14 protein-coding genes and 2 tRNA genes are annotated in these 15,065 nt (G+C 71.5%); 5 read left to right on the forward strand and 11 right to left on the reverse strand.

Features of this window, described 5'->3' with window-relative positions; genetic code table 11:
- The first annotated feature begins 25 nt into the window (after window positions 1-25).
- The 3 genes from ABZ780_RS29825 (at window position 26) to ABZ780_RS29835 (ending at window position 1,611) form a co-directional block, all read left to right on the forward strand.
- Window positions 26-451 carry a CBS domain-containing protein gene (locus ABZ780_RS29825; RefSeq protein ID WP_357003225.1) on the forward strand — a complete coding sequence of 142 codons (426 nt, stop codon included), beginning with the start codon at window positions 26-28 and terminating at the stop codon, window positions 449-451.
- 75 nt (window positions 452-526) lie between these two features.
- Entirely contained in the window at window positions 527-955 is a 429-nt protein-coding gene (locus ABZ780_RS29830; protein ID WP_357003223.1) for a SufE family protein, read from the forward strand.
- 8 nt (window positions 956-963) lie between these two features.
- Window positions 964-1,611: a DsbA family oxidoreductase gene (locus ABZ780_RS29835; protein ID WP_357488175.1), complete on the forward strand. Its 648-nt coding sequence runs from the start codon at window positions 964-966 to the stop codon at window positions 1,609-1,611.
- Window positions 1,612-1,676: 65 nt separating this feature from the next.
- Here the strand turns inward: ABZ780_RS29835 and ABZ780_RS29840 are convergent, their stop codons facing one another.
- The 5 genes from ABZ780_RS29840 to ABZ780_RS29860 form a co-directional block, all read right to left on the reverse strand.
- The gene (locus ABZ780_RS29840) at window positions 1,677-2,225 is read right to left on the reverse strand and encodes a YbaK/EbsC family protein (RefSeq protein WP_357488176.1); all 549 of its coding nucleotides are present in this window, start codon (window positions 2,223-2,225) and stop codon (window positions 1,677-1,679) included.
- A 95-nt stretch (window positions 2,226-2,320) separates the two neighbouring features.
- The gene (locus ABZ780_RS29845; RefSeq protein ID WP_357003217.1) at window positions 2,321-2,515 is read right to left on the reverse strand and encodes a hypothetical protein; all 195 of its coding nucleotides are present in this window, start codon (window positions 2,513-2,515) and stop codon (window positions 2,321-2,323) included.
- Window positions 2,516-2,552: 37 nt separating this feature from the next.
- The gene (locus tag ABZ780_RS29850; RefSeq protein ID WP_357488177.1) at window positions 2,553-3,332 is read right to left on the reverse strand and encodes an NAD(P)H-binding protein; all 780 of its coding nucleotides are present in this window, start codon (window positions 3,330-3,332) and stop codon (window positions 2,553-2,555) included.
- A gap of 94 nt (window positions 3,333-3,426) precedes the next feature.
- Window positions 3,427-4,080: a GAP family protein gene (locus ABZ780_RS29855; RefSeq protein ID WP_357488178.1), complete on the reverse strand. Its 654-nt coding sequence runs from the start codon at window positions 4,078-4,080 to the stop codon at window positions 3,427-3,429.
- A gap of 53 nt (window positions 4,081-4,133) precedes the next feature.
- Complete coding sequence (locus ABZ780_RS29860; protein WP_357488179.1) at window positions 4,134-5,513, reverse strand: MFS transporter; 1,380 nt, start codon at window positions 5,511-5,513, stop codon at window positions 4,134-4,136.
- Between the two features lie 281 nt (window positions 5,514-5,794).
- On the opposite strand from ABZ780_RS29860, the gene ABZ780_RS29865 reads away from it, so the two are divergent.
- Window positions 5,795-10,279 carry an HAD-IC family P-type ATPase gene (locus tag ABZ780_RS29865; protein ID WP_357488180.1) on the forward strand — a complete coding sequence of 1,495 codons (4,485 nt, stop codon included), beginning with the start codon at window positions 5,795-5,797 and terminating at the stop codon, window positions 10,277-10,279.
- Window positions 10,280-10,432: 153 nt separating this feature from the next.
- Here the strand turns inward: ABZ780_RS29865 and ABZ780_RS29870 are convergent, their stop codons facing one another.
- Window positions 10,433-10,648, reverse strand: a complete 216-nt coding sequence (locus tag ABZ780_RS29870; RefSeq protein ID WP_357488181.1) for a hypothetical protein — start codon at window positions 10,646-10,648, stop codon at window positions 10,433-10,435.
- Here ABZ780_RS29870 and ABZ780_RS29875 point away from each other — a divergent pair.
- Window positions 10,623-10,853 carry a tyrosine-type recombinase/integrase gene (locus tag ABZ780_RS29875; protein WP_357488182.1) on the forward strand — a complete coding sequence of 77 codons (231 nt, stop codon included), beginning with the start codon at window positions 10,623-10,625 and terminating at the stop codon, window positions 10,851-10,853. The two genes, ABZ780_RS29870 and ABZ780_RS29875, sit on opposite strands and share 26 nt — an antisense overlap.
- Before the next feature lie 43 nt (window positions 10,854-10,896).
- Here ABZ780_RS29875 and ABZ780_RS29880 read toward each other — a convergent pair.
- The 5 genes from ABZ780_RS29880 to gyrA all read right to left on the reverse strand — a co-directional run bounded on the left by ABZ780_RS29880 (window position 10,897) and on the right by gyrA (window position 14,850).
- A tRNA-Ala gene (locus tag ABZ780_RS29880) sits at window positions 10,897-10,972 on the reverse strand.
- Between the two features lie 45 nt (window positions 10,973-11,017).
- Window positions 11,018-11,146, reverse strand: a complete 129-nt coding sequence (locus ABZ780_RS29885) for a DLW-39 family protein (protein ID WP_357003197.1) — start codon at window positions 11,144-11,146, stop codon at window positions 11,018-11,020.
- 42 nt (window positions 11,147-11,188) lie between these two features.
- A tRNA-Ile gene (locus ABZ780_RS29890) sits at window positions 11,189-11,262 on the reverse strand.
- A 149-nt stretch (window positions 11,263-11,411) separates the two neighbouring features.
- Entirely contained in the window at window positions 11,412-12,323 is a 912-nt protein-coding gene (locus ABZ780_RS29895; RefSeq protein WP_357003195.1) for a DUF3566 domain-containing protein, read from the reverse strand.
- A gap of 4 nt (window positions 12,324-12,327) precedes the next feature.
- Window positions 12,328-14,850, reverse strand: a complete 2,523-nt coding sequence (gyrA, locus tag ABZ780_RS29900) for a DNA gyrase subunit A (RefSeq protein WP_357003193.1) — start codon at window positions 14,848-14,850, stop codon at window positions 12,328-12,330.
- Window positions 14,851-15,065 lie beyond the last annotated feature (215 nt).

A 15,065-nucleotide genomic window follows, 5' to 3' on the forward strand; every position in this document is an offset into this window, starting at 1 on the left:
GGTGAAAACGTCTTCGGAGGAGCTCATGACCGGTTACCGGGTCAGTGACGTGATGACCAAGCAGGTCGTGTACCTGCCGGCCGAGACCACCCTGGACGAGGCGGCCAAGGTGATGAAGGAGGCGGACATCGGCGACGTGGTGGTCACCGACGGCGCCACCCTCGCCGGCATGCTCACCGACCGGGACATCGTGGTCCGGGCGGTGGCCGAGAACAGCTCACCGGCGGCCACCAGCATCGGCTCGATCGTCACCCGCGAGGTGGTCATGATCGAGCAGCACTGCACGGCGGGCGAGGCGGCGGCGCTGATGCGGGACCGGGGCATCCGGCGGGTGCTGGTCTGCGACAGCGACCGCAAGCTCGTCGGGATCGTCTCGCTCGGGGACCTGGCCATGCAGCTCGACCCCACCAGCGCCCTCAGTGAGATCAGCGAGCAGTCCTCGACCGCCTGACCTGCCGGGGAGGGGCCCTTCCGATCGTCTCGGGTAGCGCAAGGGCTCCCACCCTGGCGGCGGTAGCCTCGACGCATGGCTGACATGCCGGCCCGACTGGCCGAGATCGTCGACGAGTTCGCCGCCGCGCCCCGCGACCTGGTGTTGGAGATGCTGCTTGAGTACGCGGACGTCATCCCGCCGCTGCCCGAGGGTGCCCCCGAGCGCGAGGGCATGGAGCAGGTGCCGGAGTGCCAGACGGCGTTCTTCCTGCGCGCCCGGGTGACGCCGGACGGGGTCGTCGACACGCTCTTCGACTGCCCGCCGGAGGCGCCGACCACTCGGGCGTTCGCCGGGATCCTCGCCGAAGGACTGGCCGGCGCGAGCGCCGAGGAGGTGCTGGCCGTTCCGGACGACCTCTATCAGCGGATGGGCCTGGCGCAGGCGATCAGCCCGCTGCGCGTACGCGGCGGCACGGCGATCCTGGGCCGGCTCAAGCGGCAGGTCCGGGAACAACTGGGCTGATCGGGCGGTTGTCACCGATCATGGAGATCGAGATCTACGCCGACGTCGTCTGCCCGTGGTGCTACATCGGCAAGCGCCGGCTGGATGAGGCTCTCGCCCAGTACGAGGGCGAGGTGACGGTTCGCTACCGGCCGTTCCAGCTCGACCCGTCACCGGTGCCCGAGCCCCGCCCGACGGTGGAGGCGATGGCCGCCAAGTTCGGCGGGCCGGAGCGGGCACGGCAGATGTTCGACCACGTGACCCAGGTCGCGGCGGGCGACGGGCTGCGACTGGACTTCGACCGCGCGCTGATCGCCAACACCTTCGACGCGCACCGGCTGGTCTCCTACGCCACCGACCACGGGCGGGCCGCCGAGATGGTGGAGGCGCTCTACCAGGCGCACTTCGTCCAGGGCGTCGACATCGGTTCGCGGGAGGCACTGGCCACCCTCGCCGGTGAGATCGGCCTGGACGCCGCCGACGCACGCCGGTTCCTCGAATCCAACGAGCGCGTCGCCGACATCACCGCCCAGCTGGCCACCGCGCGGGACCTGGGCATCAGCAGCGTGCCGACCTTCGTCCTGGCCGGGAAGTACGCGGTCTCCGGCGCACAGGAGACGCAGACGCTGCTCGCCGCGCTGGCCGAGGTCGAGCAGCGGGAGTCCGCAGCCCACTGAGCCGGCAGCCGGCGCATCGACCGACGCGATGTTTCACGTGCAACGGTATCGACGCCGGTGGCTGGTCAGGCGGGTCTGGCCAGGCCCTCGACGACCTGCGCGCCGGGCAGCGCGCCCAGCGCCGGCCCCGGCAGCGCGATCTTGCTGTGCCGTACGCCGGAACCGATGATCACATGCGGCGTGGCGATCACCCGCGCGTCGACGAGGATCGGCCACTGGGCCGGCAGCCCGATCGGCGTGATGCCGCCGTACTCCATGCCGGTCAACTCGACCGCGTCGTCCATCGGGGCGAAGCTCGCCTTGCGCACGTCCAACGCCCGCCGGGCCACGCCGTTCACGTCGGCCCGGGTGGTGGCCAGGATGACGCAGGCGGCGTAGCGGACCACACCCTCACGCTTGCCGGCCACCACGACACAGTTGGCCGACACCTCCAGCCCCACCTCGTACGCGGCGCAGAAGGCCGAGGTGTCGGCGAGGTCGGCGTCGATCGGCGCGACAAGCACGTCGTCGACGTCCACCGGCGCCTCGGCGGGCCACTGGGCGATGGCCTCCGCCACCGGCGCGGCGAGCAGGTCCAGGCGGGTACGGGCCGGTTCAGTCTTCAGCGTTCCCATCACGGGTGCGATCCTCGCACCCGTCGCGTCAGACGGCCCTGCGACCTCCGAGCCGTCCCACGACGCCACCTGGTCGGACTGCACCGGGCTGCGACTCAGCTGCCGGACAGGAAGGCGTTATCGCGCATGAAGGAGCGGTCACGGGCTGCCGCCAACTCCTCTTCGCGCTGGGCCTTGGCCCGTTGCAGCTCCAGGTCCTCCAACGCGTGCCGGACACCCAGCCGGATCACGCCGTAGAGGAAGACGAAGCCAGCGACATAAAGGATCACGGTGATGACGACGGAGAACATGGCGTCACCGTAAGGCGAACGTGAACCGGTATCCGTCTCATCTCTGCCCGGTTCCCCCGTACGTGTCGGCGAGGTGATCGGCCCAGGTCCGTACGCCGCGCGGCAGGGCCTCGGTGACCAGGCCACCGGCGCGTAGCTCACGGCCGAGCCGGCCGGGAATCCGCACCGGCAGCAGCGGCCGGCGTCCGCCCCGGGCCTCTCGCCAGGCACGGGCCGCCTCGTCGAAGCGGAGCACCTGCGGGCCGCCGTACTCCTCGATGCCGCCCAGCGGGCCGGCGACCAGCCGGGCCGCGAGCCGGGCCGCCACCTCGCCCGGGTCGACCGGCTGGGCGAGCACCGCCCGGTCACCGATCACCGGGCCCAGCCGTGCGCTGGTCGCCAACATGTCGTCCAGGAACTGGTGGAACTGGGTTGCCCGCAGCACCGACCACGGCACCGGCCCGGCCGCGATCACCTGCTCGGCGCCGAGCTTGTGCCGGTAGTACGGAATCGGCACCCGGTCGACCCCGACGATGGAGATGTAGACCAGGTGCTGGACGCCTGCCGCAGCGGCGGCCACCACCAGCCGACGGGTGCCCAGCACGTCCACCTGGTGGGTCTTCCCTCGGGGCGAGGACGCCAGGTGCAGCACCGCGTCCACCCCGGCCACCGCCTCGGCCAACCCGTCCCCGGTGGCCAGGTCGACCACCACCCACTGCACGTCGGAGGCGGTACGCGACCGCCGGCTCGTGGCCCGGACGTCCACCCCGTCGTCGCGGAGCCGGGCCAGCACCGCCTGACCCAGATGACCACCCGCTCCGGTGACCAGAACCCTCATCTTCGTCCTCCCGTCCCTCGCCATGGCAGATGACGGCGCTCAGGGACGACACGTGACCTGATGTGCGGCGGCTCACTCCACGACTCGCCCCGGCTCATCCCGAGCGCACCAGGTCCAGGACGGTGAGCAGCCCGAAGAACGCGATCACCACCTCGTTGACCACCCACGCGTGCCCCTCGGCCCACCGCCGCATATCCATCAGCACCCGGGTCGCCCGATCGCCGAGCACCAGCAACGCCAGCAGCGGCAACGCCAGCAGGAACACCGTGACCAGAACGAACGGCAGCAGGTGCCACCACGGCAGGTCACGCCGGGCCACGCTCGCACCGACGGCGGCCAGGGTCAGATCGTCGGTGGGTGCCACCACGACGAGCAGCGCGCCCATTCGCAGCGCCGAGCGCGGGTTCGCGTGCCCGATGCTGCCCAGCCACCGGCCCGACCCGGCCCGGTTTCGGCGCAGCCAGACCACCACGGCCAGACTCACCAGCAGGACGAGCACCACCACGTCGATGACACGGCCGCGGTCGGCCCTGCCCGCGACGGCGCTGGCGTCGGCGGCCAGCCCACCCAGCCACCGGGTCAGCAGCCAGCTCACCGTCACTCCGGCGGCCACCACCAGCCCCGCACCGGCGAGGAACCCCAGCGAAGCGGCCCGAGGCCGGTCCGACGACGCGAGGAAGACCGCCACGACCAACTTCGTCCCGGCGGCCACCACCACGGCCAGTGGCAGGACGGTCAGGAAGCTCATCGCCCGCCATCCTCCCGGCCCGACCGGGCGTCACACCGTCGAATCCGGGTGGATCACCCACCCGGCCGCGTACGTCCGCCCACCACCACCCGGCCGGCCAACAGCGCACCGACCAACGCCAGGCCGGCGGCCACCACCAGGGTCACCGTGTAACTGCCCCGGCCCGGCGCGCTTCCGGAGGCCAGCACGGCGCCGGTGAGCGCCAGCACGGTCGCCGCGAAGAGCGAGTCGCCCAGTTGCAGCGACGAACTGTTGCGGCCCTGCTCGCCGGGGGCGGACAACTCCAGGGTGAGCACCGACAGCGAGGGATAGAGCAGACCCATGCCCACGCCGGCCGCTGCCCAGCCCAGCACCACCACGGCCACCGGCACCTCGGGCTGGACGGCGAGCGCCACCGTGGCGATGCCGACCGTGATGAAGGTCAGCCCGGCGCGGGGCAGGCTCGCCCGGGAGGCGGGCACCGGAACACGGCCCTGCACCCACGAACCTACCGACCAGGCCAACGCCCCCACGGTGAGGACCAGCCCGGCGGCCGTCGGCGAGAACGCGCGTTCCCGGGAGAGCAGCAGCGGGATGACGACCTCGGCGCCGACGAAGGCCGCCGAGGCCAGGCCGCGCAGGCCGATCACGGTGGGCAGCCCTCGGGCGGCCCGCAGGAACCCGGCAGGCAGCAGACGGGGAGCACTGACCAGCAGGCCGGCCACGGCGAGGGTGACCAACACCAGGGCGGTGACGCCGCGCTGCTGTCCCCCGATGTGCAACAGCGCGGCGCTCGCCCCCGCCCCGCACGCCCAGGCGATCCGGGCCACCGCCCCGGCTGGCACCCGGCTCACGGCCGTACTGCCGAACGACCGCAGGCCGGGGTGGATCAACAACACCGCTGGGACGGCCACCGCCGGCACCGCGAGGAACACCCAGCGCCAGCCCAGGTGCTCGACGATCAGACCGGCCAGCGCCGGGCCGACCAGCGACGGCACGACCCACGCGGCGGCGAACGCCGCGAAGATCCGCCGATGCAACTCCTCCGGGTACGCCCGAGCGACGATCACGTACAGCGCCACCGAGAGCAGGCCCGAGCCGAAGCCCTGCACCACCCGGCCGACGACCAGCAGACCCATCACCGGTGCCGTTCCGGCCACCACCAATCCGACGACGAACCAGGCCACGCCGTGCCACATCGGCGCCCGAGGTCCCCGCGCGTCACACCAGATGCCGGACACCACCATCGCGATCACGCTGGCGGCGAACGCCCCGCCGAACGCGATCCCGTACAGCGCGAGACCGTCCAGGCTGCGCGCCACCGTCGGCATCGCCGTACCGACTGCGAGCGCCTCGAACGCGACAAGCGAGATCAGCGCGACGCTGCCCACGGTCATGGCCCGCAGCCGGGGTGCCCACAGTCCCGACTCCGGCGCAACAGCGGTGGCGGTCACCGGCGGCCCGCCGTCGGATCGTCGGTCGTCCAGAGGGTCGGGGGCGTTCTACTCGGCATGGACCAAGCCTGCGACCTCAACCCGGATTGAGGTCAACCGGGGTGACCCGCCTCTCGCCCCGACGCCGCGCTGCGGAAACTTCCCCTCCTCGCAGGGCATAACGGACGCCACGTCGGGAAGCCAGCCGCCCGTATCCGAGGCAGCGGGAGGGCGAAGATGGCCGACGGCAGAAGCAGCGGCGGTAGGGAGCTGGGTCGGCACCCCTCCGGCCGTACGCCTCGATGACGGCGGTGGGTCGCGCCGCCGGCCGCCTGCTGCCGTCCGTCAATGTGCCGAACCTGGTCGGTGCGGCGTCCCGCACCGTCGGCCCGACCGCGACCCGGCTGGCCCGGCTGACCGGCCTGACCCGCCGCAAGGTGCGCTCCCTGCCCGGCCGGCACCACATCGAGGTGCACGGCGTCTGCCAACCCGGCGGCGACAAGCTGGCCCGGCAGGTGGAGAACGCGTTGGAAGGGCTGCCCGGGGTCGCCTGGGCCCGGGTGAACGCGCCCTCGGGCCGGGTGGTGGTCGCGGTGCGGACACCGGAGCCCGAGCTGCGCGACCTGATCACGGCGATCGAACGGATCGAACGGACCTGCGATCACGAACCCGATCCGGAGGTCCCACCGCCGCACCCGCCCGCGGAGGGGCCGCGTACGCCGCGCACCCTCGGGGCGTTGGCCTCCGACGTGCTGGGGCTGACCATCTCCGCGGCGACCCGGATCCTGCCGCTCACGCCGGTGCCCGGTGAGGTGGTCGGGCTGGTCGGCGCCGTGGACCTGCATCCGAAGCTGCACGCGCTGGCCGACCGGGGGCTCCGCGCCGACCCTCGCGCCGAAGTGCTGTTTCCACTCACCGAGGCGGTGGTGCAGGGCCTGACCGGTGGCTGGATCGGCATCGTGCTGGACGGCGCACAGCGGATCGTGCAGTGGGGCGAGGCCCGAGCACAGTTGCAGGCCTGGCAGCGAGCCGAGCCACGGTTGACCGGCGACCCGGACCGGGCCTGCGCACGGTGGCAGGTCAGCGACCGTCCCCGGCCAAAGCCGGACGGCCCGATCGAGCGGTACGTCAACCGCTCGCTGATCGCCGGCGTGGCGGGCGGCGTGGCGGCGATGCCGTTCGCCGGGCACAAACGCGCCGCCTCGGTCGGCCTTTCCGCACTGCCCAAGGCCCCGGGCAGTGGCCGCGAGGGGTACGCCGCCCAGCTCGGCCGGATCCTGGCCCGCCGCGGCGTGATCGCCATGGACCGCAGCGTGCTGCGGGAGCTGGACCGGATCGACACGCTGGTGCTCGACGCCGCCGTACTCGGCTCCGACCGGGGTGTCCTCACCGACCTGGCACCGCTGCCGGGAGCCGACGTGGACCAGGTGGCGGAGCGGGCGTTCACACTCTTCGACCCGAGCGCACCGGACGGGTCACGGGAGGCCGACGGCTGGCGACTCGGCCCACTGGAGCAGCTGCACGCCGCCGATCCGGGCGACACACCGGACAGTGGCCGGCTGCGATCGTCCGGCGGTCAGTTGCTCGGCCTGGCGCACGGCGACCGGCTGGCCGCGCTGCTGCGCGTCGAACCGGAACCCGCGCCGGGCGTCGACGGCCTGCCGACCGCGGCCCGGCACGCCGGGCTGCGACTGGTGATCGCCGGCCCGGACGATCAGCGGTACGGCTTCGCCGACGCCGTGCTCCCCGGCGGTGACCGGGTGGCCGACTCCGTGCGGACACTGCAACGCGACGGCGCGGTGGTGATGCTGGTGTCCGCGAACCGGGCGGGGCTCGCCGCCTCCGACTGCGGTTTGGGCCTGAGCGGGCCGGACGACCTGCCACCGTGGGGTGCACACCTGCTGGTCGGCACCGACCTGCGGGTGGTGGCGCTGCTCGTGGAGGCGGCCGGGGTGGCCCGACGGATGGCCGGGCAGAACATCCGGCTGGCCCTGGCCGGCGCCGGCCTCGGCACGCTGGGGGCACTCACCGCCCCACCGACCCAGCTGCCCCTACGGTCGCTGGCATCGGTGAACGGCGCGGCGGCGCTCGCCTTCGCCCACGGTGTGTGGCGGGCCGGCCGGGTGCCGGACCAGACGGACACCCCGGCGCCGGTGGAGACAGCCTGGCACCTGATGCCGGTCGACGCGGTCCTGGAACGGCTCCGCACCGGGCCGGACGGTCTGGGCAGCGCGGAGGCGTCCCGCCGGCAGAGCGGGGACGGTACGCCCGGCGACAACGCCCCGTCCGGCGGCCTGCTGCGCGCCTTCGTGGACGAGTTGGCCAATCCGCTCACCCCGGTGCTCGCCGCCGGGGCGGTGCTCTCGGCGTCGTTCGGCTCACTGGTCGACGCCGCGCTGGTGGGCGGCGTGGTGGGGGGTTCCGCACTGATCGGGGCGGTGCACGAACGCAACACCGAACGGTCACTGGCCGAGCTGCTGTCCCGCTCGGCGGTGACCGCCCGGGTCCGGCGGGACGGCACCGAGCGGGTGATCGCCGCGGAGGACCTGGTGCCCGGGGACGTCATCGTCGTCGAATCAGGGGATTCGGTGCCCGCCGACTGCCGGGTGCTCGAATCGGTGGGGTTGGAGGCGGACGAGTCCTCGCTGACCGGTGAATCGCTGCCCGTGGCGAAGACCGACCGCCCGGTGGTGGCCGCCAACGTCGCCGACCGGCACTCGATGCTCTACGACGGGACCACGATCGCCGCCGGCCACGGCACTGCCGTGGTGGTGGCGACCGGCACCGGCACGGAGGCGGGTCGCAGCCTGGCGCTGGTCCGGCAGGCGCCGCCGACGAGCGGGGTGGAGGCCCGGCTCGGCTCGTTGACCAAAGCCGCCATTCCGTTGGCAGCCGGCTCGGCGATCGCGGTGGCCGGCGCGGGCCTGCTGCGCGGCGTACCGCTGCGGGAGACGGCGGCGACCGCCGCGAACCTGGCCGTCGCGTCGGTGCCGGAGGGGTTGCCGTTTCTGGTGAGCGCGGCGCAGTTGGCCGCCGCCCGACGGCTGGCCGAGCACGGGGCCCTGGTCCGCAATCCGCGCACGATCGAGGCGCTGGGCCGGGTGGACGTGCTCTGCTTCGACAAGACCGGCACCCTCACCGAGGGCCAGTTGCTGCTCGCCGGGGTCGGTGACGGCGTCGGCGACCTGTACGCGCCGGTGGACCGGCTGGACGACCGACTCCGGTTGACGCTGGCTGCGGCGCTGCGGGCGACACCCGCGGCGGCCAACCCGGAGGAGTTGGCGTTGCAGACCGACCGGGCGGTCCGGCGGGGCGCCACCACGGCCGGGGTGGTGGAGCAGACCGGCGCCGCCGGCTGGCGAGCGGCTGGTGGGCTGCCGTTCGAGCCGTCCCGTGGTTACCACGCCAGCGTCGGGGAGACCGACGGTCACCTGTTGTTGAGCGTCAAGGGCGCACCGGAGACAGTGCTGCCGCGCTGCGCGGCCCGACGCACCGACGGTCGTCAGGAGCCGCTGGACGACGCCGGCCGCGCCGAGCTGCACCAGATGCTGGCCGATCGGGCCGGCTCGGGGCACCGGATCCTGGCCGTCGCCGAGTGCACCGTCGACGGCCCGGACGTCACCGACGGCGACGTGCGGAATCTGACCTTCGTGGGCTTCCTCGCCATGGCCGACGGGGTTCGGGAGAGCGCCGCGCCAGCGGTACGCCGCATCCGGCAGGCCGGCGTACACACCATCATGATCACCGGCGACCACCCGGCCACCGCCGAGGCGATCGCCGCCACCATCAGCGAGCACGACGTGCAGCGGGTGGTCACCGCAGGTGAGCTGGACCAGCTGGACGACGAGGCGCTCGCCGAACGGCTGGCGAGCACGGACGTGGTGGCCCGCTGCACCCCCGCGCACAAGGTACGGATCATCCAGGCGTTGCAGAAGTGCGGGCGGACCGTGGCGATGACCGGCGACGGCGCCAACGACGCGCCAGCGATCCGGCTGGCCGACGTGGGTATCGCGCTCGGCAAGCGGGGCACGCCAGCAGCCCGAGCCGCCGCCGACCTGGTGGTCACCGACGACCGGCTGGAGACCATCATCGCCACCCTGGTCGAAGGTCGGGCCATGTGGTCGTCGGTACGGCACGCGCTGAGCATCCTGGTCGGCGGCAACCTCGGCGAGATCGCGTTCAGCGTCCTGAGCGCCGCCGCGACCGGCCGTTCCGCGCTCACCGGACGACAACTCCTGCTCGTCAACCTCCTCACCGACCTGGCACCGGCGCTGGCCATCGCGGTCCGTCCGCCTGCCGCGGACCGCGCCGACCGACTACTCAAGGAGGGTCCGGACGCGTCCCTCGGCGCGACTCTCACCCGGGAGATCGGGCTGCGTGCGGCGGCCACCACGCTGGGCGCGACAGCCGGATGGACGTTGGCCCGGTACACCGGCCGCCGGCAGCGGGCCGGAACGGTCGCTCTCGTCTCGCTGGTCGGCACCCAACTCGGCCAGACCATCCTGGCGGGCGGCACCAGCCCCGCGGTGCTGGCGTCCACGGCGGCTTCGTTGGGTGTGCTGGTCGTGGTGGTGCAGACGCCGGGGCTCAGTCAGTTCTTCGGCTGTACGCCTCTCGGGCCGGTCGGCTGGACCATCGGAGCCGGGTCAGCGCTCGGCGCCACCTTCGCCAACGGCGCGCTCACCAGGCTGATGGAGAACCTGCCGTCGGCGGGGGACGGGCACCCTTCGGGCGATGACGCGGAGCCGGCGGCCGGCGACGCCAAACCGGCCGAATCCCAGGGCTGACCATCGCCCGGCCGCTTGGAGGGAGCCGCTGTGGCTGTGGCTGTCGCTGGTTCGAGCGTGATGTCTCAGAGACATATTGATGCCGCAGAGGCATCACGCTTTTCGGGGCGACCCCACGCCAACGGCAAATCGGGCCCACCGGCTCGGCCGCGACTACCCCATCGTCCGGAACGGGTCGCGGGCCGGTGCCTGCTCTGCCCAGCAGAGGCCGCCGCGGAACTCCACCCCCGGGATGCCGTCCGCGAGCCTGCTGATGTCCACGACACCGGCCAGGGAGTTGGCGAGATCGACTCGCAACTCCTCGACGGCGGTTGCGAGGTCGTCCTCCTCGGTGGACCAGTCGATGTCGGCGGCTCGAAGCTCCCGCACGGCGAGAGCGCACCTGCACGACCTGCGGCACGCCTTCGCCACGTTCCTGCTCGACCAGGTGGAGGATCTGCGGACCGTCATGGAACTGCTCGGGCACTCCACGATCCGGATGACGGCCGACACCTACGGCCATGTCCTGCCGACGCGGGCTCGTCAGGCTGCCTCAGCCATTGACCGGATTCTCGGCCAAGAGGAGATGGTGTGACCGCTTGGCTGTACTCGGGGCCGAGGTCAACCAAGGAAAGTGCTGGTGGAGCCCAGGGGACTCGAACCCCTAACCCCTGCCTTGCAAAGGCAGTGCTCTGCCAGTTGAGCTAGGGCCCCGTGGTGGCCGCGGCAGTCGATGAACCGTTCGCCGCAGGCCGGGCGTCAGCGCAGGTCAGGCGAGGTGGTGGCCTCGTGCCACAGCGCACGCTCGTCGTTGGAGGCCTTGACCTTGCTGTAGACGACGGCGGCCACGCCGACGACGCCAGCCAGAATCAGCAGCTTCTTGATCATGGGGCGACCCCTCGCGCTCGACTACCGTCGGACGACATTCGGTGGGGCTAGCTGGAATCGAACCAGCGACCTCAGAGTTATCAGCTCTGCGCTCTAACCGACTGAGCTATAGCCCCGTGTTGCGACGAGCAAGATTAACCCATCCGCTTGGCCGGCCCCAAATCGGGGTCGGCCCCGCGAGCCGGGCCGTCGACACCGTGAAACCTACCCGAGTACGGGACGCCGGAGCGACCGCAATTTTGCGGTGTCCCGGCGTCCCGGTCACTCAGTCCCGCTCGGCGAGGGTCAGCTCGATGCCGCCGACCAGGTCGGCGCAGACGTTGTAGACGAACGCTCCCAGCGTGGCCAGCGCGGTGAACAGCACCACGTTGACCAGGCCGATCAGCGCCGAGCTGAGGATCACGCCCTTGGCGGTGATCTGGAAGCCGCTGGTGCTCTGCCCACCACCGGCGTTGACCAGGTCGCTCAGGCTGTCGTTGACGCTCTGGAACACACCCATCGCGTCCAACGCCAGGTAGAGCACCGAGGTGGCGACCACCACGACGATGAAGAGCACCACCGAGACGGCGAACGCGAACTTCATCACGGACCAGGGGTCGATCCGCTTGAGGTTCAGCCGGGCCCGGCGCGGCCCGCGGGACGCCGCCGAACTGACCGAGCTACGCGCGGCGCGTACCGCCTCACCGACGCGAGCGGCCCCGACGGCGGACGCGTTGCCGATCCCCGGAGGCAGGCCGCCGCCGCTCGCCGGACGGCCGGCAGCGGAGGTACGACCCAAATCCGGCTGCGGCTGCGTCATGCCCGGCATGATCCGGGGTTGGGTGCCGGTGGCACCGGTCGAGGTCGCCTGACCCGGCCGGGTGCTGATCGGCTGGGTGGTCGTCGGTCGAGCCGGGCTCGGGGCGGCCGCCGCCGGGGCTGGGCCGGCGGACGCCGGCGCCTCGGCAGCGGGTTTCTCCGCCTTGTTGTCGCCCGAGCCGCCGTCCTCGCCGGGCTGCTCCGGTGGTGGTGTCATACCGGGAGCCCGGGTGAATTTCGGGGCAGGCGCGTCGGCGGGAACCGTAGCCCGGCCCACGGCCGCGCGGCCGGTCGCTGGTGTGCCGCTCTTGGCGGCCTCCTCGTCGACCGGGTTGGCCGAGGTCCCCGTGTTCCCCGACTTCGCCTGTGTCTCCGTCATTCAACTAGTCCTGTTCGTCAGGCTCGTCGGCATTGCGAGCAATCGCCACGATAGTCACGCCGTCCGGGAGGTCCATCAGCTTGACCCCCATTGTGTTCCGGTCACGTGTACGGCGTACAGGCTTCACCGGAGTCCGGATGACACCACCGTTGCTGGTGATCGCGAACAGCTCGTCGTCCGGGTCGATCACCACGGCACCGACCAGACCACCGCGCCGTTCGGTGATCTTCGCAGTCAGCACGCCCTTACCTCCCCGGCCCTGCACCGGGTATTCCTCGATCGGGGTGCGTTTCGCGTATCCCCCGTTCGTGGCCACCAGGACGTCCCGACCGTCCCGGACGACCTCCATGGCGAGCAGGACATCGTCGTCCGTGAAGCGCATGCCGATCACGCCCGAGGTGGCCCGGCCCATCGGCCGCAGCGCCTCGTCGGAGGCGTTGAACCGGATCGCCTGTGCCTTCTTGGAGACCAGCAGCAGGTCGTTCTCCGGTGCCACCAGCGCAGCACCGACCAGCTCGTCCTCATCGCGCAGGTTGATCGCGATGATTCCGCCGGAACGGTTGGAGTCGAACTCCTCGAGCCGCGTCTTCTTCACCAGGCCGTTCTTCGTGGCCAGTACCAGATAGGGGGCTACCTGGTAGTTCGGAATTTCGATGATCTGGGCGATCTGCTCGTCGGGCAGGAAGGCGAGCAGGTTGGCCACGTGTTGGCCCTTGGCTACCCTACTGGCCTCCGGCAGCTCGTATGCCTTGGCCCGGTAGACGCGGCCCTTGTTCGTTAAGAACAAAATCCAGTCGTGGGTGGAGCATACGAAGAAGTGGCTGACAATGTCGTCCTGCCGCAGCGTGGCGCCGCTGACGCCCTTGCCACCGCGCCGCTGCGAGCGGTAGAGGTCGACCTTGGTCCGCTTCGCGTACCCGGTCCGGGTGATCGTGACGACCACGTCCTCCCGGGCGATGAGGTCCTCCATCGAGACCTCGCCGTCGAACGGGATGATCTGCGTACGCCGGTCGTCGCCCCACTTGGCGACGATCTCGCCCAGCTCCTCCGAGACGATCCTGCGCTGCCGCTCCGGCTTGGCGAGGATGTCCTTCAGGTCGGCGATCTCGATCTCGAGCTTGGCCAGATCGTCCACGATCCGCTGCCGCTCCAGGGCGGCGAGCCGGCGCAGCTGCATGTCGAGGATCGCGGTCGCCTGGATCTCGTCGATCTCCAGCAGCCGGATCAGGCCCTGGCGGGCGTCGTCCACGGTTGGCGAACGCCGGATCAGCGCGATGACCTCGTCCAGCGCGTCGAGGGCCTTGCCGAGACCGCGCAGGATGTGCGCCCGCTCCTCAGCCTTACGCAGCCGGTACGCGGTCCGCCGGCGGATCACGTCGATCTGGTGCTCGACGTAGTAGCGGATGAACTGGGCCAGGTTGAGCGTGCGCGGCACCCCGTCGACCAGGGCCAGCATGTTGGCGCCGAAGGTCTCCTGAAGCTGGGTGTGCTTGTAGAGGTTGTTCAGCACGACCTTGGCGACCGCGTCGCGCTTGAGCACCAGCACGATCCGCATGCCGGTACGCCCGGAGGACTCGTCGCGGATGTCGGCGATCCCGGCGAGCTTGCCCTCCTTGATCAGCTCGGCGATCCGCTCGGCGAGGTTGTCCGGGTTGACCTGGTAGGGCAGTTCACTGACGACCAGGCAGGGCCGACCCCGCTTGTCCTCCTCGACCTCCACCACGGCGCGCATCCGGATGGACCCGCGACCGGTGCGGTACGCGTCCTGGATGGCGGTGGTGCCGACGATCAGACCGTGGGTCGGGAAGTCCGGACCCTTGACGATGCCGAGCAGCGCCTCAAGGGTGGTCTCCTCGTCCTCCTCCGGGTGCTCCAGGCACCACTGCACCGCCGCGCCGATCTCCCGCAGGTTGTGCGGCGGAATCTTGGTGGCCATGCCGACCGCGATGCCCTCGGAGCCGTTCACCAGCAGGTTCGGAATCCGCGACGGCAGGATCGTGGGCTCCTTGGCCCGGCCGTCGTAGTTGTCCTGCAGGTCGACGGTGTCCTCGTCGATGTCCCGCAGCATCTCCATCGCGAGGGGGTCGAGCTTGCACTCGGTGTAGCGCATCGCGGCGGCCGGATCATTACCCGGCGAGCCGAAGTTGCCGTTGCCGTCGACAAGCGGGTACCGCAGCGACCAGGGCTGCGCCATCCGGACCAGCGCGTCGTAGATCGCCGAGTCGCCGTGCGGGTGGAACTGGCCCATCACGTCGCCGACGACGCGGGAGCACTTCACGTAGCCCCGGTCCGGTCGGTAGCCGGAGTCGAACATGGCGTAGAGGATCTTGCGGTGGACCGGCTTGAGCCCATCCCGGACGTCCGGCAGCGCACGACCGACGATGACGCTCATCGCGTAGTCGAGGTAGGAGCGCTGCATCTCCACCTCGAGCCCGACCGGCTCGATCCGGTCGTGTGCGACCACGGCGGCGATGGCCTCGGCGGGGACCTCGGGCTCGTTCGGTGTGGACTCGGGAGAATCGGTCACTGTATACCCTTATCAGACTCAAAGTCGTTTTCGTGCTGTGGATAACCGCTGTGGATACCGGTCAAGCTGTGGATAACTCTGTGGATCGGTGGGGGGGGGGGGGGGGGCGCCCCCCCCCCCCCCCCCGGCCCGCAGAAATAAATAAACCCCCCGGCGCGGGGGGGGGGGGGGGGGGAAACAAGCCCCCCCCCACGAAAACAACCCCCAAACCAACA

Source organism: Micromonospora sp. NPDC047467, from assembly GCF_040643095.1.
Lineage (GTDB): Bacteria > Actinomycetota > Actinomycetes > Mycobacteriales > Micromonosporaceae > Micromonospora.